This is a genomic window from Corallococcus sp. CA047B (assembly GCF_003612065.1).
In the GTDB taxonomy this organism is placed as follows: domain Bacteria; phylum Myxococcota; class Myxococcia; order Myxococcales; family Myxococcaceae; genus Corallococcus; species Corallococcus praedator.
On the sequence record NZ_RAWD01000053.1, the window covers coordinates 1 to 17,253 of the forward strand.

Sequence of the window (17,253 nt, forward strand, 5' to 3'; positions counted from 1 at the left end):
GGGCGGGGCTCCTTTGACAGACACTGAATGCGGGTCCTAGTTTGGGTCCCATGCCTCGAGTCACCATCGCGCTGCTGAAGGATGACAAGACCCAGTACCGGGACATCCGTTTCAAGCTGGAGGGTGTGCGGACGGCGGCGTCCTATGTCCGCAACGCGGAAGTGGGCCTGGTGGTGGCGCCCGAGTATTTCTTCCGGGACCCCAACCAGAACGACCTCAAGAACTATCACGTCAGTCGGGATGAAAAGACACGCATCCAGGACTCCCTGCTCGACGTGAGCCGGGATTTTCCCAACGTCGTGCTGGCACCCGGAACGGTGGCCTGGAAGCAGCCCACCTCCGACCGCCCCCGGTTCGTGAGCGAGGTGGCCTTGAAGGGGAGCTCGCAGGGCTACTTCGACCATTCCGTGGGGATGACGGCGCTCAACAAGAGCGTGAGCATGTCCCTGACGGCGCTCACGCAGTCCGGCAATCCCCTGTTCGCCCTGGGGCCGCCTCCCGTGTCACACCTGCTGTACAACACCTTGTACCTGTATCACGACGGGCACTACTGGGGATTGGACAAGCAGGGCGACTTCCATGAGTCCAGCTCCGACAAGGTGCTCGTGTACGAGCATGGCGCCATGCTGCAGGAGCTGCGGGTGAACGGCTACCGGCTGCGCTTCGGCCTGGAGATCTGTCTGGACCACGTCAACGGGCGGCTGGCCCAGCATCTCCAGGGCACCGGCGAAGGGCCGGTGGACCTGCATGTCATCATGTCCGACTTCGCCTTCAACAAGGCGCAGCACTTCTGCGCCCGGGATGGTGGGGCCGTGGTGCACGCCTCCACGAAGGAGCGCGCGGTGGAAATCAGCAAGCGATACATCGAGGTTGACCACCCTTCGGGCGGCACCCAGGTCCTCGATACGAAGAAGGGCGCGTTGCGTCCCTTCAAACCCAGCCTGGGGCCGCAGTCGTCGGTCGCCCCCACCAACGTGGGGGGCTTCTGGGTGCGGCCCCTGCTGCACAACAAGCGCGTGACCAACGTCTTCCAGAATGTCGGCGGTACCTACGTCAACCAGCGGGTGGAGCACCAACTGGGCGAATACTTCACGCTCACCGGTGTGAACCTCCGCTGAAGTCTTCCCCCCTCCTCCATCCGAGGCGTCATGCTGAAACCCTACGAGCTGCTGGGCTATGTGCCGTGTGGCGAACAATACAAATACATCCACGACCCGTCGGTCGTCAGCTCGGCGTATCCGCTCGCGAATCGGCTGAAGAAGGCCTACGCGTTGATGGACATCGCCACGGATGCCTATCGGTCGCAGGAGTACGAGATGCTCCGGCACAACCAGCGCAGCCTCGAAAACCTGGTGCGGGGCTACTTCCAGCGCGTCCAGACCTACGATGCCCTGCGCCAGGAGTTCATGACGTTCCTGGAAGGGACGGGGCCCTATGCCATTCCCGGCCAGTATGGTCCTCCTTCAAAGGAGACCTGGCTGATGAAAGGGCAGTTGCAGGGCATCATGTCCCAGGGATTCATCACCTGGGATTCCCAGCCGGGGCTTTACATCGACGACGAGGGGGACCGGTATCTCCAAATCCCCTATCTGCACCTGAGTGGCCCGGAGGACCGGATGGCCACCTTGCTGACCCGCCTGAGCGAGGTGGACTACCAGGGGAAGACCCCGGTGCTCCTGGCGGATCCGGTGGTCTATGAGAACATCAAGGCCAAGAGCAGCCAGGGCCGCGCCCCCCGGGGCGAGGGGCTGCGGGTGCATGCGGTCTACACGGAAGGGTTCGTCACGGGCGCGCTGGCGGCGGAGCTCAAGGGCCACGAGCTGGTGGTCCTGATGGCGAATCCCTCCCTCTGGTATCTGCCCTTCTTCACCGCCATCCACGAGGCCGCGTTCAACATGGTCATCCCCGAGCAGACCCTCTCCATCAACCAGGGCCATTTCTGAGCCGGGTGAAGGAGAGGGCCTGGAGGTGACGGCTCAGGAGTCGTAGCCGTAGTAGCCGTCGAGCACGACGACCTTGCGCGTGGCCGGGTAGTAGAGGACGGCGCGCGTGTCGAACTCGTGGCAGTTGGGGCACGGCACGCCCTGCGTGTAGAGCCACGCCTGCACGTCGCCGCCGCCCGCGAATGCGTCAATCGCCTGGAGCAGCGCCGCGCCGTCGCCGTAGTAGTTCGACGTGAAGAGGATGCTCTGCGACAGGCCCGCGCGGTTGGTGTACGTGCCGCCCGCGGGATCCGGGAAGGACTGGTCCTGCTCCGCGACCTTCGCGACCACCGTCTGGATGGTGGGGGGCGTGGCCGGGCACGACGGCGTGCGGAACGCGGTGATGGGAGACAGGCCGTGCCACGCGCCGTTGTTGGAGCCGACGTTCCACGTCACGCGGGCGGGCTCCAGCGAGGAGGCGTTGATGGAGGTCAGCGACAGCGGCTGGGGCGAGCCCACGTCACACGCGTTGGCGACGTACAGGCAGCGCGTCACCTGGCGGTAGGTGCCGCACGCGGAGAAGTCCGTCGTGCCCGCGGGCTGGTTCTGCACGCAGTCGTAGGTGGCGGGCTGGCACGTGGGCGACGGCCAGACGTCGTACGCGTCCCCGGTGGTGAGCGCGAGGCTGGTGACGCGGCCGACCAGCCGGCCCGTCTTCTGCGCCGTCCCGCCGGCGTTGAGCGCCGCCGTGAAGGTCAGCGGCGTGGTGTGCGGGTCCATGGCCTGCTTCAGCGTGTCGTAGCTCCAGTCCAGCTTGAAGCTGTCCGCGTCCACGTTGCCCACGGCGGGGATGCCGTCCGGCGCGGTGACGGTGAGGGAGCTGGCCGCGGCGTCCACGTTGCCCCGGTACACGAGCGACTGGAGACCGTTCACGACGTAGTAGGGGGTGACGTCCTCCGACACCCACACGGCGTTGGAGCCGCGGAAGTCATAGAAGCGCGGGGCCACTTCGATGCGCGCGGTGTAGTGCGTGGGCGTGCCGGTGAAGGTGTCCACCGTCACGAACAGGGGCAGGCCGGCCAGCACCGAGTTGAGCTCGTGGCCTTCCGGAAGCACCACCTCCAGCCGGCGCTCGCTGATGATGTGCGCCTCGCCGAACGCGTCGTCGGGCACGTAGCTGAACACGTTGCTCAGGTAGCGGTTCGCCGTGGCGTGCAGGATGAGCGAGCGCACGCCGTTGCGCGTCTCGAAGGTGCCCAGCGTTTCGAAGCTCAGCGTGAGCGAGGCCTCGGTGGCGTAGAGGCGCTCCACCGTCGCGGCGGCGGTGCTGGTGCCCGTCGTCTCCACGGACTCGATGGCGTCCGTGGGGGCTTCGGTGGGGCCGCTACAGGCGGGAGCGGCGAATGCGACAAGACATGCGAGTCCGAGCGAACGGGGATTCATGGCGGAGCCTCCGGGGTGGGGAAGCGCCGCATAGCACGTCCGGCTGACACGGGCGGACGGGGGCCCGGTGACAACACTGTTACAAGGCCGATATCACGGGGCCTTCTTGTGGAAGGACTCGCTCCAGGTGGGGGCGGCCTTCTTGATGAGTTCCAGGAACTCCGCCGGGATGTCGTCGGGCCCGGTGAGGGGGCGGACCTCCATCACGTCATCGTTGCCCATGCCGCCGGGATAGCGGCGGGCCCAGGCGATGGCCTCCTCCTTCGACTTCACCTCCAGCACGTAGAAGCCGCCGATGAGCTCCTTCGTTTCGGTGAAGGGGCCGTCCTTCACGTCGGACTTTCCGCCCTTGAAGATGACGTGCGCTCCGGCGGCGGAGGCGCTGAGGCCCTCGGAGGCGACGAGCACGCCGGCCTTGTGCATCTCCTCGTTGAATTTCATCTGCGCGATGAAGACGGCCTCGTCGAAGGGGGCGTCCGCGGGCGCGGGCGTGGGCTCCGGGGTGGACGGCCTGGGGATGAGCATGAAGCGCATGAGGGTGTCTCCTGGGGTGGGGGATTCGTGGGTCTGCCGGCGCGACGAATGATGGGCGGGAGAATCGACAGGGGCCTGGGATTTTCCTCAAGGTGCACCGCGGAGGGTGGGTTCGATGCCGCCCCTCTCCTCTTCTCAGACGGGGCACAGCGATCAGTTGCGCGTCGGCTGACGCGCGGCATCGGCGCTGTGCAGTGGCAAGGGCTCGCCCGTGGTGCCCGGCGTGGACCGAGTGTCCAGCTCATCGTAGAGTGCCCAGGAAGGGAAACTCCTTGATATGGCGCAACTCGTCTTCGGGATGAACCAGTCGTTGGACGGCTACGTCGACCACATGGCGTTTGGGCCAAGCCCCACCCTCTTTCGTCATTTCATCGAGCAGACTCGCGGCCTGACTGGCAGTGTGTACGGTCGCCGCATGTACGAGGTGATGCGTTATTGGGATGAGGATCATCCTGAGTGGGACGCGGCGGAACGCGACTTCGCAACGGCCTGGCGGAGCCAACCGAAGTGGGTCGTGTCACGCACGCTGAAGTCCGTCGGCCCCAACGCCACCCTTGTCGCGAACGACATCGAGGCGACAATCCGCAAGCTGAAGGCTGAGCTTGATGGAGAGATTGACGTTGTAGGCCCGGACCTGGCGCGAAGCCTGACGGACCTCGGTCTCATTGATGAGTATCGAATCTACCTGCACCCCGTCGTGCTGGGTTCCGGCAAGCCCTTCTTCGCCGGCCCTCGGCCGCCACTCCGCCTTAAATCCAGCGAGCGAATGGACGAGAACGTGATCAGGTTGGCGTACGTTCCCGCTTAGTCGCGCGTAGGATTTCGCCGTGCCCCGTCCGGCTCCTCCAGTGGAATCCGCATCCCGGTGGAGGCCCCCGCCCACGGTGAGCTCGCCCTCGGGGTGAGGCGGGCAGGCGACGGGACGAGCCCTGTCAGGGCGTGTCGTGGGGGCGCCAGACGTGGCCCCATGGGTCGGACCCCGGTGGTAGACCGGGAGGTGCCATGGATGATCCAACCGACAGGGACGGCGAACGCCGCCGCGAACCGCGCAAGCCGAAGCCGCCCCGGAAGGTGTCGCCGCGCTACCTGGAGAACGCGGCGCTGCACTACCTCAAGCGCTACGCGGCCACCGTGAGCCAGCTCAAGCGCGTGCTGATGCGCCGGGTGGACCGTTCGGTGAAGTTCCACGGCGGGGACCGCGCGGAGGCGGTGGGGTGGGTGGACGCGCTGGCGGAAAAGCTCATCCGCAACAACCTCATCAACGACGGGGCCTACGCGGAGACGAAGGCGCATTCGCTGCGCGCGTCGGGCCGCAGCGCGCGGGTCATCACCCAGAAGCTGCGCATGAAGGGCGTGGCCCAGGAGCTGGTGCAGCAGAAGGTTGCGGAAGCCACCCAGGACGTGTCCGAGGACGCCGCCGCACTCATCTGGGCGCGCAAGAAGCGGCTGGGCCCCTTCCGGCGTGACGCCAGCACGCGCGCGGACAACCGCCAGCGGGACCTGGCGGCGCTCGCACGCGCGGGCTTCTCCTTCACCATCGCGAAGCGCGTCATTGACGGAACGGCTGACGAGGCGCCGCTCCGCCGCTGACGCTTGAGGGGCCCAGGGGTGGAGCTTCTCGGGGCAGGACTGACTGGGGCCGCTGGGGGGCCCGGCACGTCCGTGTGAGACGGAAGGCGCCGGGCCGGTGCCACGCTGTCTGGCTTTGAGGTGGCTCAGTACATCTTCAGGTCGTAGCCCGGGGTGGGATGCCAGTCGCTCCCCGTCGGAACGGAGCGCCAGTCCGTCACCTTCACCGCGTAGACGCTGCCGGCGGTGACGTTGGCCGTCGTCCGGTAGAGCTGGCAGGACGGGGTGAGTAACGAGCAGACGAGGGACTGGGTGCTGCTCAGGCGCGCGCCCAACGTGCGGGTGGCGTAGTTGTACGCGTAGATCTCCACGCGCAGTTGAGGGCCGTTGCGCAGGTTGTAGGCCTCCACCGTCATCACCTGGTTCACCGGCGTGGCCACGAGCGCCCAATCCGTGTCACCCGCGCGGTGGGAGGTGTGCTTGAGCTGCGGCGTGCCCATGTAGGACGAGGCAGAGGTGTGCGTGTTGTCGCTCTCGTAGGCGTCCGGAGGCGCCACCAGGCAGTTGGCGGGCGGGCTGAACCCGTCGTTGACGCAGACATTGCCCACGCAGTTGCAGCCGGAGGCGCAGTCGGACCCCGTCGCGCAGGCGCGCACGGGTGGGGTATCGCAGAGTCCATCGGGCGGGGGCGGTCCGAAGCCGTCCGGGACGCAGAAGCCGTTCTGGCAGGCACAGACATCACGACAACCCAGCGAATTCGCACAGGCCAGGGCCAGCCCTGACTCCTGGACGGACGGCTCCTCGGACGGGGCGCTCTCCTCCACGGGCCCGCATCCCACGACAAACATCACCAGTGCCGCGACTCCCCAACGAACAATCTTCACGGTGGTCTCCCCTTGATGGATCCGGCGAGGACACCCTTCGCGCCCGTCGCCTGAATCCATTTTTCACTACGCGTGAATCCTGCCGTCCATTGCGGGAGGGACAAGCATTATTGGTTCATGAGAACGGGTGAATCTAGCGCGCGCGAAAAATACCGTCTGCGGATGAAAGAAGGGACCGGCGCCTCCCTGAAGGGGGAAGCGCCGGTCCCGGGTGTGACGCACGCCGTCTGGCTTTGACTACTCCTGGAGTTGCGTGACGGAGAGCGCCGGATCGCTGGCGATGTCGGCTTCGGTGAAGCGCATGTCCACCCACTGCTTCTGGGAGAACATCACCGTCTGGTCCGCGTACCAGGGCGAGGCCGGGTTGGTGGACTGGGAATAGGTGAGGACGGACTTCGCCACGGGCCCCGCGTCGGTGAAGGACACGGCCATGACGAAGCTGGAGCCCAGGACGGGCTCATAGGTGTTGTCCGGCAGCAGGCGGTTGGAGATCTGGTTGAAGCAGCCTTCTTCGTGGCTGCACCCGTGGATGGGGATGAACACGCCGTTCTTCTTCTTGCCCTGCACGGCGCCCAGCGGCGCGTCCACGGCGATGCCCCGCTCGCGCAGCGTGCGCAGGGCGGTGCCCAGCGCCTGCGGCACCTGCGGGTGCAGGGTGTTGAGCGTGCGCGGCGTGTTGACGGGGTCGTTCGCGTTGAAGGGCACGAGGTACGGCCCGCCCGTCACGCCCACCACGTTGAAGATGAACACGCGCCACAGCAGCTCACCGCGGCTGTCCAGGTTGCCCTTCAGGTCCCACTGCGCCAGCACCGGGCAGGCGGGGCGCAGGTCCTCGAAGGTGAGGTCCGGCATCAGCACGAAGGGCGTGCGGCGGCACAGGGCCACCAGCGAATCGCGCAGCAGTTCGCCGGAGTGGTTGCGGTTGTCCAGCATCACCGTCTGGAGCTGCTCCAGGGTGAAGCGCTGGCCCTCCAGGCCGTCGGTGCCCGCGAGGCGGCCCTGCACCATCTTCAAACCCATGCGGGTGCGCAGGCTGCGCACGCTCTTCTCCTCGCCCAGGATGCGCGGGAAGCCCGTGAGCGGCTGGGCGGGGTTGGGCAGCCAGTAGCTGTCATTGGAGTTGGTGACGTAGTCGTCGCGCTGCGCGGTGGGCATGCGCGACGGGCCCAGGATGCCGGGCTCCACCGCGTCCGCGTCGGTGCCCCACGCGCAGTCGGAGCGCGAGCCGTCCAGCACCGGCAGCCCCGCCTGCAGGAGGATGAGCAGCGGGATGGGGGACAGCACGCAGCGGGCGAGGTGCGCGTTGGTGACGTGGGGCACCACGCCCATGTCCGCGTAGTACGCGCGGCCCTGCGCGTCCGCCGCCAGCGTGTTCACCCACGGGATGCCCTGCCAGGTGGCCTGCGCCTGACGCAGCTCCTCCACGTTGGTCGCGCGGTCCATGGCGAAGAAGGTGTCCAGCACGCGCAGGTTGGTGGCGTTGGCGTCGCGGAACGCGTAGCCGGTGAGCCCGTTCCACGTCATCAGGCCGGAGGGGTACTCCAGCATCGGGCCCAGGTGGGAGCGGTAGAAGGTGTGCTGCCGGGGCGTGAGCGAACCGTCCGCCTCGCGCGCCTGCACCGTCACCGTCTGCGTGGTCATCTGACGGACCTGGCCGTCGAACAGGTAGGACGTGGGGCTGCCCGGGATGAGCTTCAGCTCGAACGGCGTGAAGCGGTACGCGGTGGAGACGGTGTGGCTCCAGGCCAGCGTGTCGTTGTGGCCGATGAGGATTGCGGGCACGCCCAGCAGGCTCACGCCGCTGACGTTGAGCTTGCCCGGCACGGTGAGGTGCGCCTGGTAGAAGCGCTCCGAGCCCTCCCAGGGGAAGTGCGGGTTCGCCAGCACCATGCCCTTGCCGTTGCGCGTGGCGCCCTTGCCCAGGCCGAAGGCGTTGCTGCCCAGGCCCAGCGATTCGGAGTGGGGAAAGACGTTGCGGTCCAGGCTCGCGGGCACCGGCAGCGGCAGGGGCAGCGTGCCATCCGGCAGCAGCGCGGGCGGCTTCGCGTCCACCAGCGCGTCCAGGAAGAAGCCGGAGCTGGCGAAGAGGCTGAGCTGGTAGTAGCGCAGGTAGAGGTCGTGCTCGGTGACGGGGCGCACCCAGGCGGCGCCCCGGCAGCGCGCGTCCGGCAGCGCGTTCACGCCGGTGTCGCGCAGGTAGCGGTTGATGCCGGCGGCATAGCCCCGCACCAGCTCGCGCGCGTCCTGGGACGGACCCAGCGGCGCGGGCTTCGCGAGCAGCGTGTCCACGGTGCCGGCGTCCAGGACGGACTGGTAGAAGAAGTCGCTCTTCAGGTTGTTGAGGTCGCCGCCCAGCGGCGCCGGGTAGGTGGCGTCCGGCCCGAAGTAGCGCGAGCGCTGCGCGTTCACCGTCACCAGCACTTCCGCCAGCTCGCACAGGTTGTCCTGCGCGAACGCATAGCCGTAGCCGTAGCCCAGGCTGGCGAAGTCATCCGCCAGCACGTGGGGGATGCCGTGCGCGGTGCGACGCACGGTGGCCGAATAGCTCCCGGCGCCCAGCTTCACCGACGCCACGGGATCGGCCGGCGCGGGCGTGGCGCGCGGCTCACACGCGGTGGCCACGAGCAGCGCCGCCAGGGGCAGCAGCGGGCCACCCCGGTTTCTTCCATCACGTCCAACCATCGAGGGACTCCTTTCACGGTGCTTTGAAATTCCCTTCTAGGTGAAGGAACCCGCCCCTCCTGGATCGCGGAGGTTCGCGCCGGGCCTGGGGCGTGACGGAGCCGGGGGACCTGGCAGGGTGTGTCGGACGACGTGTCGGTCGACGCGTCGAAGCGGGGGGCGGAGGCCCTGGACGCGAGGGTTTCAGAGGGAGGCGGCGTGCGGCATGGGCGCTGCAATGGGGTCCAGGCAACGGACCGCGATACCCCTCGCCCCGTTCCACCCGCAGGAGCGACCATGACGACCTCCACCGTTGCCGCCATCCGTCCGCAGTCCGGTCCCATCTCCCCCACGCCGCCGCAGCCCGTGCTGGATGCCGGCGTGGTGCTGCCGCTGGGACAGGGGGTGGTCGCGGCCTACGCCGCCTTCAACGGCAAGAGCTACTCGGTGCCGTCGGGCTGGACGCAGGTGGACAGCCTCACCGCGTGGGTGCCACAGGAGGGAGGCGCCGCGGAGGCGTTCGGCCTGTGGTTCACCGCCGACGGCGATTCATCCACGGCGATGCTGGCGCTGCGTGGGACGGTGACCGCCGCGGACACCCGCGCGGACGAGGAGTACGCCACCACGACCTTCGTGCCGTACTCCGGCTCGGTGTCCCCCGTTCCGAAGGTGCATGGCGGGTTCTGGAGCATCTACACGGGGACGAGCAGCACGGTGCCGACGTCGATGCAGGCGCAGGTGTTCGCGTGGCTGGCGGCGAACAACATCACGACGCTCTACGTGACGGGCCACAGCCTGGGCGGGGGGCTGGCGGAGTTCCTGGCGCTGGACCTGGCGGTGGGTAATCCGTCGCTGAGCGCCACCACCGTCACCTTCGCGGCGCCGAAGGCGGGGCTGTCGGATTCGTGGGGGACGGCCTACGCCCAGTACGTCACGAACCCGACGACGGTGCGCGTCGTCAACCAGTACGACGTGGTGCCCACGCTGCCGCCCGGGCTCCGCTACGCCCAGGTGGGCGAGGAGTTCGACGTGCTCTTCTACAACACGCTCAACGACACCAGCACGCAGGAGGCGACCATCCGCCACGAGATGGACAACTACCTCGCGGTGCTCACGCAGGCGCTGGCCACGCCGACGCCGCCGCAGGTCTTCGTCGGCACCTTCCCGGACGGCGTCTACACGGACAGCAGCGGCAACCCGCTCCAGGACACCAGCGAAGCGCCCACGGCCGACAACGTGGCGCGCGCGAAGGCGTCCGCGCAGGCCCTGCCGCAGCGCCCGGTGGCCCAGCCTCCCCGCCGTCAGGTGGCGGTGAAGTAGGGCCCGCGGGCTACAGCTGGACCTTGAACCCGCCAATGAGCGTGCGGGGCGCGTTGGGGCGGGCACCGTAGGGACGGCGTCCGACGATGACCGCCTCGTCCAGCAGGTTGCGACCGCTCACGTAGAGCTGTCCCCAGCGGGTGATGTTCCAACTGGCGTTCACGTCGAAGGTCAGGAGGGCGCCCGTCTTCACGCCCTCGGGGATCTCCCCCTGGCCCGCCTCCTCGCGCATGCTGGCCAGGTACGTGGTGCTGATGAAGGCACCCCAGCGCGCACCCTCCACGCCCACCGACGCGTAGAGCTGGTGCCGGGGCACGTAGGGCAGCTCGTCCCCCGCCACCACGTTGCCGAACTGCGGATCCGACGAACGGAAGTCATTGAGCAGCTTCGTGCGCGTGAACGTGTACGACGCCGTCAGCGGGAAGGTGAGGCCGCCGCCCGGACGGAAGGTCTTCTCCGCGAAGGCCTCCAGGCCGTAGATGTTCGCCGCGCCCGCGTCCACCTGCCGGTCCAGGTTGTCGTTGAGACAGCCATTGGAGAAGGTGCAGACGTCGGTGAGGTTGGAGTAGTCATTGAAGAAGCCCACCACCTCGAAGCGCTCGCCCCGGCGGGACCAGCGCGCGCCGGCCTCGTAGTTGATGCTCTTCTCCGCGGACACGGCCTGGGGCTGTCCCGGCGCGGGCGGGGAGAAGCCCCGGTAGGCTCCCGCGAAGAGGCCCAGCACCGGGGTGAGGGCGCCGTACACGCCCACGCCCGGCATCAGCGCCTCCAGCGAGCCGTGGTTCACGGTGCCCGCCAGCTTGTCGTGGGACTTGGAGCGGATGATCTCCAGGCGCACGCCCGGCGTCACCACCAGCGGGCCCCAGGCGATGGCGTCCGTCGCGTGCAGCGCGAGCGCGTGCGTGGAGTCCTTGTTGTCGGCGGTGACCTGCGTGGTGCCGCCCTCGGGGACCAGCTCGCCGCCCACCATCAGGAAGCCGTCCTGCGTGTGGCGGCGGTCGATGCTGTCGTAGTGGTAGCGCACGCCGAACTCGGCGTTGTGCGACAGCGGGCCGGTCCTCGCCGTCCAGCGGGCGACGCTCTGCAGGCCCTGGCTGACGAAGATGCGATGGTTGGGCCCGATGAGGATGGCCTCTCCCGGCGTGGACGAGTCCAGCTCCCCCGTCAGCACGCCGTAATAGATGGCGTTGCGCGCGCTGGTGGGGTCCGCGAGCACGTCGGAGATGGAGATGCCCCGGAAGCTGTTCACCTTGCGCCAGGTGCGGTCCAGGTCCTGGCGGTACAGCGACGTCGTCACCGCGACGTCGCGCCCTTCCAGTACGTGGCTGAGCACCGCCTGTGTGCGGTGCCACTGCATGTGGTCGAACTGGCTGGCCTTGTAGCGGCGCAGCGGGTTGGCGGCGAAGTCCGCGTCCGACAGGCCCAGGTACGTTTCGTTGGAGCCTTCGTCGGAGTAGCCCAGCTTGAGCTGGAGCGTCTGGCGCAGGTCGCCGTCCGGCACCAGCCGGTAGCGGGCCTTGGCCATCCATTCGTTGCGGTGGAAGCCAGTGGAGGCGTCGCTGTTGTCGATGTCCTTGAAGCCGTTGCTGCGCAGGTGCACGCCTTCGATGAGGAAGCCCGCGCGCTCGGTGCTCGCGCCGAAGTAGCCGTGCGCCTTGCCGTAGAGGTACTGGCCGCCCGCGAGGTCCAGGCCGAAGGACTCCTGCGCCGGGATGTCCCGGGTGATGAGGTCCACCGAGCCGCCCACCGTCTGCGGGCCCTGCTGGATGGAGGAGGGGCCCTTGAGCACGCGCACCGACTGCATGCGCGTCATCAGGGGGAAGTAGTAGGCGGCGGGCGCGGAGTAGGGCGCCGGCCCGAAGAGGATGCCGTCCTCCAGCAGCGTGACCTTCTTGCTGCGGTCCGGGTTCACGCCGCGCAGGCCCAGGTTGGGGCGCAGGCCGAAGCCGTCCTCGCCACGGCCGTACACGCCCGGCACGGACTGGAGGATGGCCTGGGGGTCGTCCAGCTCGTAGCGCTGGAGCTTCTCCGGCTTGAGGATGTGGATGGAGCCGCTCGTCTTCGTCTCGGACGTGCCCACCACCACGCTCTCGAACTTGCGGGAGCCTTCCGGCGCGGCCTCCACGACGGGCGCGGCGGCGGGCGCGGGCACCTGCTCAGACGGTGCGGCGGGCTCCACGGAAGCGGCGGGCTCCGCGGGCGCGGCGGCGGCCGGCTCGGGCGCGGGCTGCTCGGACACGGGCGGGGAGGCAGGGGCGGCTTCGGGCGCCGGGACGGGCACGGCCTCCGACGGCGGCGGCGGGGGCGTGTCCTGGGCGGGCGCCTGTGCCGGTGCCGACGAGGAGACGACGAAGCAAACCACCGCGACTGCCCAGGTCCGTGCATCCATGAAACGAAGACTCCCGGAGGTGCGTGCGAAGAAGCGCGGCGGTCGCCCGGGCCGACGGGGGACGGAAGGTGTCCCCGCCGGTCCCGGAGGACCGCCGCTTACCGCGACAGCGAGCGAGGCGCGCTTTACTGCGCTTCGGCGGCGCCAGCGATGACGATCTTCCCGTCGGACTGGATGACGACGCTGCGCGCCGCCTCGTCCAGCTTGCCGGCGATGACGTTCACCGTGACGATGCCACCCGTGCCGAAGGTGGCGTCGCGCGTGCCGTCCAGGTTGAAGCGCGCGATGGCGAAGCGGTTGTCACCGCCCTCGGTGACGAAGCCCGTGGCGTACACCTTGCCGTCCAGGCCGAAGTTCACGCCCCAGAAGCGGTCGTTGGTCGTCTCGGAGAAGGGCACCGCGCCGGCGAACTCCGTGCCGGTCGTCACGTTGCGGATGAGCAGGACGGCGTCGTCGTCCTCTCCGCCACCCGCGCGGTAGCCGGCGGCGGCCACGTACTCGGCGTCGCCGATTTCCGCCTGCGCCACGTCGAAGAAGGCCTCGTCCGGGCGCTCGAAGTCGTACAGCTTGTAGCCTTCGGTGTAGCCGGGCGTCGTGGCCGGCTGGCCGTCCCGGGTCACCTGCACCGCCAGGGCCTGGATGTTGCCGGCCGTCGGGGTGCCGCTGCCCACCATGAAGACGCCGTCGTCCTTGAGGGCCACTGCGTCACGGCCGCGGTCGTTGTCGCCGGCCAGGTCCAGGATGAACGCGCCGTTGGTGCCGTACGTGGGGTCCAGCACGCCCGCCGCCGTGTAGCGGAAGGAGATGAGGTCCACCGTGCTGCCCGACACGCCCGCCGCGCGGCCGTAGCCGGTGGTGACGTAGGAGCCCGTGGACTGAGGGACGGCGGCGTAGGCCTCGGAGATGCCCCACTCCTTGGTCGCGTCGTTGGTGGCGAACGGCGCGGAGTTCACCACGCCCTTGGAGCCGAAGGTGGCGTCCACCGTGCCCGCCTCGTTCAGGCGCAGCAGCACGATGCGGTTGGCGCTCTGCGCGCCCACGCCCGTGGGCTGGTTCAGGTAGCCGGCGGAGAGGATCTTCCCGTCCGCCTGCACGAAGCCGTGGCGCGCGGAGTCACCCAGCCCGCCGATGTCCAGCCAGTACATGCCCTTGCGCGCGGGGGCGACGGCGCCCGCGTTGAAGGTCTCGTCCAGCGCGCCTTCAGCGGTGAGCCGGGCGATGACGCGGTCGGTGTCCGTGCGGGTGCCTTCCGCCTTCTTGGTGGCGAACACCACCAGGCGGTTCTGCGCGTCGCGGTCCGCGGACCAGATGGCGTCGCGCACCGTGCCGGCGCCCGTGCCCAGGCTCACCCGCGCGATGCCGTTGCCGCTCGTGCCGAAGGTGTTGTCCACCGTGCCGTTGGTGTTGAGGCGCACGAAGGCCAGGTCCGTGTCCGGCGTCGTGGCGGTGCCGGCGTCCGTGCCCGCGTCCGTGCTGGTGCCCGCGTCGGTGCCGGCGTCGGTGTTGGTGCCCGCGTCCGTGTTGGTGCCCGCGTCCGTCTGCGTGCCCGCGTCCGGCGTGGGGGTGGGCTCGTCGTCATCTCCGCAGGCGCCCAGCGCGCTCACGGCGACGCCCAGGACCAACATGCTGGGCAGCAGCTTCTTGAAGCTCCGGTGCTTCCTCTGGTTCGACATGGGTACCCTCGGGTGGGTGGGTCAAAGATGAGAACGATTATCAGTTTCAGTCGCTCTGACGGGGCGTCTGCGTAGAACGGGGGGTGGGTGAAGTCAAGGCGCGGTCCGGCAGCCGGGGGCGTGGAATCGAGACTGATTGTCAGTCTCAAGAGCGACTGGTACGTGGTCGTCCATGACCTTCTCGCGAACCCGTCCTGCCGCGCCCTCCCGTTGGGGAGCGAGGGCCCTGGCGTTCACCGCGGTGTTGTCCCTGGCGTGCAGCGACAGCAAGCCGAAGCCGGTGGAGCCGGACCCGCTGCCTCCGGGCGAGACGGACGTGCGCGCGGAGCTGTTGAGCGCGACGGGCGCTTGCATCCTGGGGACGGCGCGCGACTTCCTGCCGAAGGCCACGGCGCTGCAGGCGGCGACGGCGGCGTTGCGGGACGCGCCGGACGCGGCGGCGGTGGCGGCGGCGCGCGCGGCGTTCCATGACGCGATGGACGTCTGGCAGGTGATGGAGGCGATGCAGGTGGGGCCGGCGGCGCCGCGCAGCAGCCCGGGCGGCGCGGAGATTCGCGACAACATCTATTCGTTCCCGTTGATCAACCGGTGCTCCGTCGAGGAGCAGCTCGTGTCGAAGGGCTACGAGTCGGCCAGCTTCTCCTCCAGCCTGGTGACGCGGCGCGGGTTCGTGGCACTGGAGTACCTGCTGTTCTACGAGGGCGCGGAGACGGCGTGCGGCCCCAACTCGGCCATCGTGGCGCAGGGGACGTGGGCGGCGCTGAGCGCGGAGGACCGGGCGGCGCGCAAGCGGGCGTACGCGGCGGTGGTGGCGGCGGACGTGAGCATGCGCGCGCAGGCGCTGGTGACCGCGTGGGCTCCGGAGGGCGGCAACTTCCAGAAGACGCTCTCCACGCCAGGGTCGGGCAACACGGTGTTCCCGTCCACGCAGGTGGCGCTCAACGCGATGAGCGACGCCATCTTCTACGTGGAGCGCGAGGGCAAGGACCAGAAGCTGGCCCGGCCGCTGGGGCTGCGTGACTGCTCTTCGGCCACGTGCCCGGAGCTGTTGGAGTCGCAGTTCGCGGGCCGCTCGAAGCAGAACCTCATCCAGAACCTGAAGGGCTTCCGGCGCGTCGTGGAGGGCTGCGGCGCGGACTACTCGGGGCCGGGCTTCGACGACGTGCTGGTGGCGGCGGGCGCGGAGGCCGTGGCCACGCGCATGCACGCGCAAGTGGTGGAGGCCGAGGCGGCCCTGGCGGCGGTGGAGGAGGCGGACCTGCGGCAGGCGCTGGTCGACGACAAGGCGTCCGTGCAGCGGCTCTACGACGACTTCAAGGGCATCACGGACGTGCTGAAGACGGACTTCATCACCACGCTGGACCTGGAGCCGCCCGCGGGCCTCGAGGGGGACAATGACTGAGTCCGTCGGAGGCGGGGACGTGACGTCCTCGCGTCCCTGGGCACGGCTGTGGGCGCGGCTGCTGGCGCCCCGGGACATCGCCGCGCTGGCGGCGTTCCGGGTGGCGCTGGGTCTGCTCATCACCATCTCGGCGGTGCGCTTCCTGGCCTACGGCTGGGTGGGCGTTCTCTTCGCGCAGCCGAAGTTCCGCTTCACCTACTGGGGCTTCGGCTGGATTCCACCGCTGCCCTCGTGGGGGATGCCCGCGCTCTTCATGGTGCTGGGCGTGCTGGGCGTGCTGTTGATGCTGGGGCTGTTCTACCGGGTGACGGTGGTGTTGCTGTTCGCGGTGTTCGCCTACGTGCAGCTGTTGGACGTGACGAACTACCTCAACCACTACTACCTGGTGAGCCTGCTGCTGGCGCTGATGTGTTTCATCCCGGCGCACCGGGCCTTCTCCGTGGATGCGTGGCGCAAGCCGGCGCTGAAGCGGGACTGGCTGCCCGCGTGGTGCACGGACCTGCTGCGCTTCCAGGTGGCCGTCGTCTACGTGTTCGCGGGGCTGGCGAAGGTCACCTCCGACTGGCTGGTGCACGCGCAGCCGCTCAACATCTGGCTGTCCGCGCGCACGGGGCTGCCGTGGGTGGGGCCACTGCTGGAGCAGCGCTGGATGGCGTACGCGGCGGCCTGGGGCGGGATGCTGTTCGACAGCACCATCGTGCTGTTCCTGCTGTGGCGGCGCACGCGTCCGTTCGCGTACGTCGTCGTGCTGGGCTTCCACGCGGTGACGTTCGCGCTGTTCCCCATCGGGATGTTCCCCTTCATCATGGTGACGGGGGCGCTGGTGTTCTTCGACCCGTCGTGGCCGCGCGCGCTCTGGGCCCGGGTGCGACGGCTGCCGTGGAAGGACGTCACGCCTTCGTCCGGGGCCGTCATCACCGGCGTGCCTGGCTGGAAGGGGCGGGTGGCGCTGGGCGCGGCCGTGGTCTACGCGCTGCTCCAGGTCTTGCTGCCGCTGCGCACGCATGTCTATGGCGGCAACGTGCTCTGGCATGAGCAGGGCATGCGCTTCTCCTGGCGGGTGATGACGCGGGAGAAGAACGGCAGCGCGACGTTCATGGTGCGCGACAGCGTCACCGGCCGGGAGTGGCACGTACCGCCCAGCCAGTACCTCTCGCGGTTGCAGGAGCGGGAGATGGCGGTGCAGCCGGACCTCATCCTGCAACTGGCCCACCGCATCGCGCGCGACTACGAGGCGACGACGCACCACCCGGTGGAGGTGCGCGCCGACGTGCGGGTGTCCCTGAACGGCCGGCTGTCGGAGCCGCTGGTGGATCCGACGGTGGACCTGGCGCGGGAAGAGGACGGCCTGGGGCCCAAGCCGTGGATCCTCCCCGCGCCCCAGACGCCGCCGGTGCACCTGCGCCCTACGCGCACCGCGCGGGCCCGTGCTCCGGGCCCCTGACGCCGGGCCCCG

At 69.1% G+C, this 17,253-nt stretch carries 13 protein-coding genes; 7 read left to right on the forward strand and 6 right to left on the reverse strand.

What is annotated here, in order from left to right:
- Positions 1-50 precede the first annotated feature (50 nt).
- Together D7X74_RS11545 and D7X74_RS11550 are read left to right on the forward strand one after the other, a co-directional pair.
- Complete coding sequence (locus D7X74_RS11545) at positions 51-1,118, forward strand: hypothetical protein (protein ID WP_120532992.1); 1,068 nt, start codon at positions 51-53, stop codon at positions 1,116-1,118.
- Between the two features lie 30 nt (positions 1,119-1,148).
- Positions 1,149-1,943 (forward strand): hypothetical protein, encoded by a 795-nt coding sequence (locus D7X74_RS11550; protein ID WP_120532993.1) that lies wholly within the window; start codon positions 1,149-1,151, stop codon positions 1,941-1,943.
- A gap of 33 nt (positions 1,944-1,976) precedes the next feature.
- Here the strand turns inward: D7X74_RS11550 and D7X74_RS11555 are convergent, their stop codons facing one another.
- Positions 1,977-3,365 (reverse strand): hypothetical protein, encoded by a 1,389-nt coding sequence (locus tag D7X74_RS11555; protein WP_120532994.1) that lies wholly within the window; start codon positions 3,363-3,365, stop codon positions 1,977-1,979.
- 93 nt (positions 3,366-3,458) lie between these two features.
- On the reverse strand, positions 3,459-3,899 hold the full coding sequence (locus D7X74_RS11560) for a YciI family protein (RefSeq protein ID WP_120532995.1): 441 nt from the start codon (positions 3,897-3,899) through the stop codon (positions 3,459-3,461).
- A 277-nt stretch (positions 3,900-4,176) separates the two neighbouring features.
- Here D7X74_RS11560 and D7X74_RS11565 point away from each other — a divergent pair, with 277 nt between their 5' ends.
- Both D7X74_RS11565 and D7X74_RS11570 read left to right on the forward strand, forming a co-directional pair.
- Positions 4,177-4,707: a dihydrofolate reductase family protein gene (locus D7X74_RS11565; protein WP_120532996.1), complete on the forward strand. Its 531-nt coding sequence runs from the start codon at positions 4,177-4,179 to the stop codon at positions 4,705-4,707.
- A 194-nt stretch (positions 4,708-4,901) separates the two neighbouring features.
- Positions 4,902-5,489 (forward strand): regulatory protein RecX, encoded by a 588-nt coding sequence (locus D7X74_RS11570; protein WP_120532997.1) that lies wholly within the window; start codon positions 4,902-4,904, stop codon positions 5,487-5,489.
- Positions 5,490-5,614: 125 nt separating this feature from the next.
- On the opposite strand, the gene D7X74_RS11575 is transcribed toward D7X74_RS11570, so the two are convergent.
- A complete protein-coding gene (locus D7X74_RS11575; protein ID WP_147444311.1) occupies positions 5,615-6,352 on the reverse strand; it encodes a hypothetical protein in 738 nt (245 codons plus the stop codon).
- Between the two features lie 237 nt (positions 6,353-6,589).
- On the reverse strand, positions 6,590-9,034 hold the full coding sequence (locus D7X74_RS11580) for an acylase (RefSeq protein WP_120532999.1): 2,445 nt from the start codon (positions 9,032-9,034) through the stop codon (positions 6,590-6,592).
- A 276-nt stretch (positions 9,035-9,310) separates the two neighbouring features.
- Between D7X74_RS11580 and D7X74_RS11585 the strand changes: the two genes are divergently transcribed.
- Entirely contained in the window at positions 9,311-10,333 is a 1,023-nt protein-coding gene (locus tag D7X74_RS11585; RefSeq protein ID WP_120533000.1) for a lipase family protein, read from the forward strand.
- A gap of 10 nt (positions 10,334-10,343) precedes the next feature.
- On the opposite strand, the gene D7X74_RS11590 is transcribed toward D7X74_RS11585, so the two are convergent.
- Together D7X74_RS11590 and D7X74_RS11595 are read right to left on the reverse strand one after the other, a co-directional pair.
- Entirely contained in the window at positions 10,344-12,722 is a 2,379-nt protein-coding gene (locus D7X74_RS11590; protein ID WP_120533001.1) for a TonB-dependent receptor domain-containing protein, read from the reverse strand.
- A gap of 125 nt (positions 12,723-12,847) precedes the next feature.
- Positions 12,848-14,395 (reverse strand): hypothetical protein, encoded by a 1,548-nt coding sequence (locus D7X74_RS11595; RefSeq protein WP_120533002.1) that lies wholly within the window; start codon positions 14,393-14,395, stop codon positions 12,848-12,850.
- 172 nt (positions 14,396-14,567) lie between these two features.
- On the opposite strand from D7X74_RS11595, the gene D7X74_RS11600 reads away from it, so the two are divergent.
- Together D7X74_RS11600 and D7X74_RS11605 are read left to right on the forward strand one after the other, a co-directional pair.
- Positions 14,568-15,797: an imelysin family protein gene (locus D7X74_RS11600; RefSeq protein WP_120533003.1), complete on the forward strand. Its 1,230-nt coding sequence runs from the start codon at positions 14,568-14,570 to the stop codon at positions 15,795-15,797.
- Entirely contained in the window at positions 15,790-17,241 is a 1,452-nt protein-coding gene (locus D7X74_RS11605) for an HTTM domain-containing protein (RefSeq protein ID WP_120533004.1), read from the forward strand. The genes D7X74_RS11600 and D7X74_RS11605 overlap by 8 nt, the downstream gene beginning before the upstream one ends.
- Positions 17,242-17,253 lie beyond the last annotated feature (12 nt).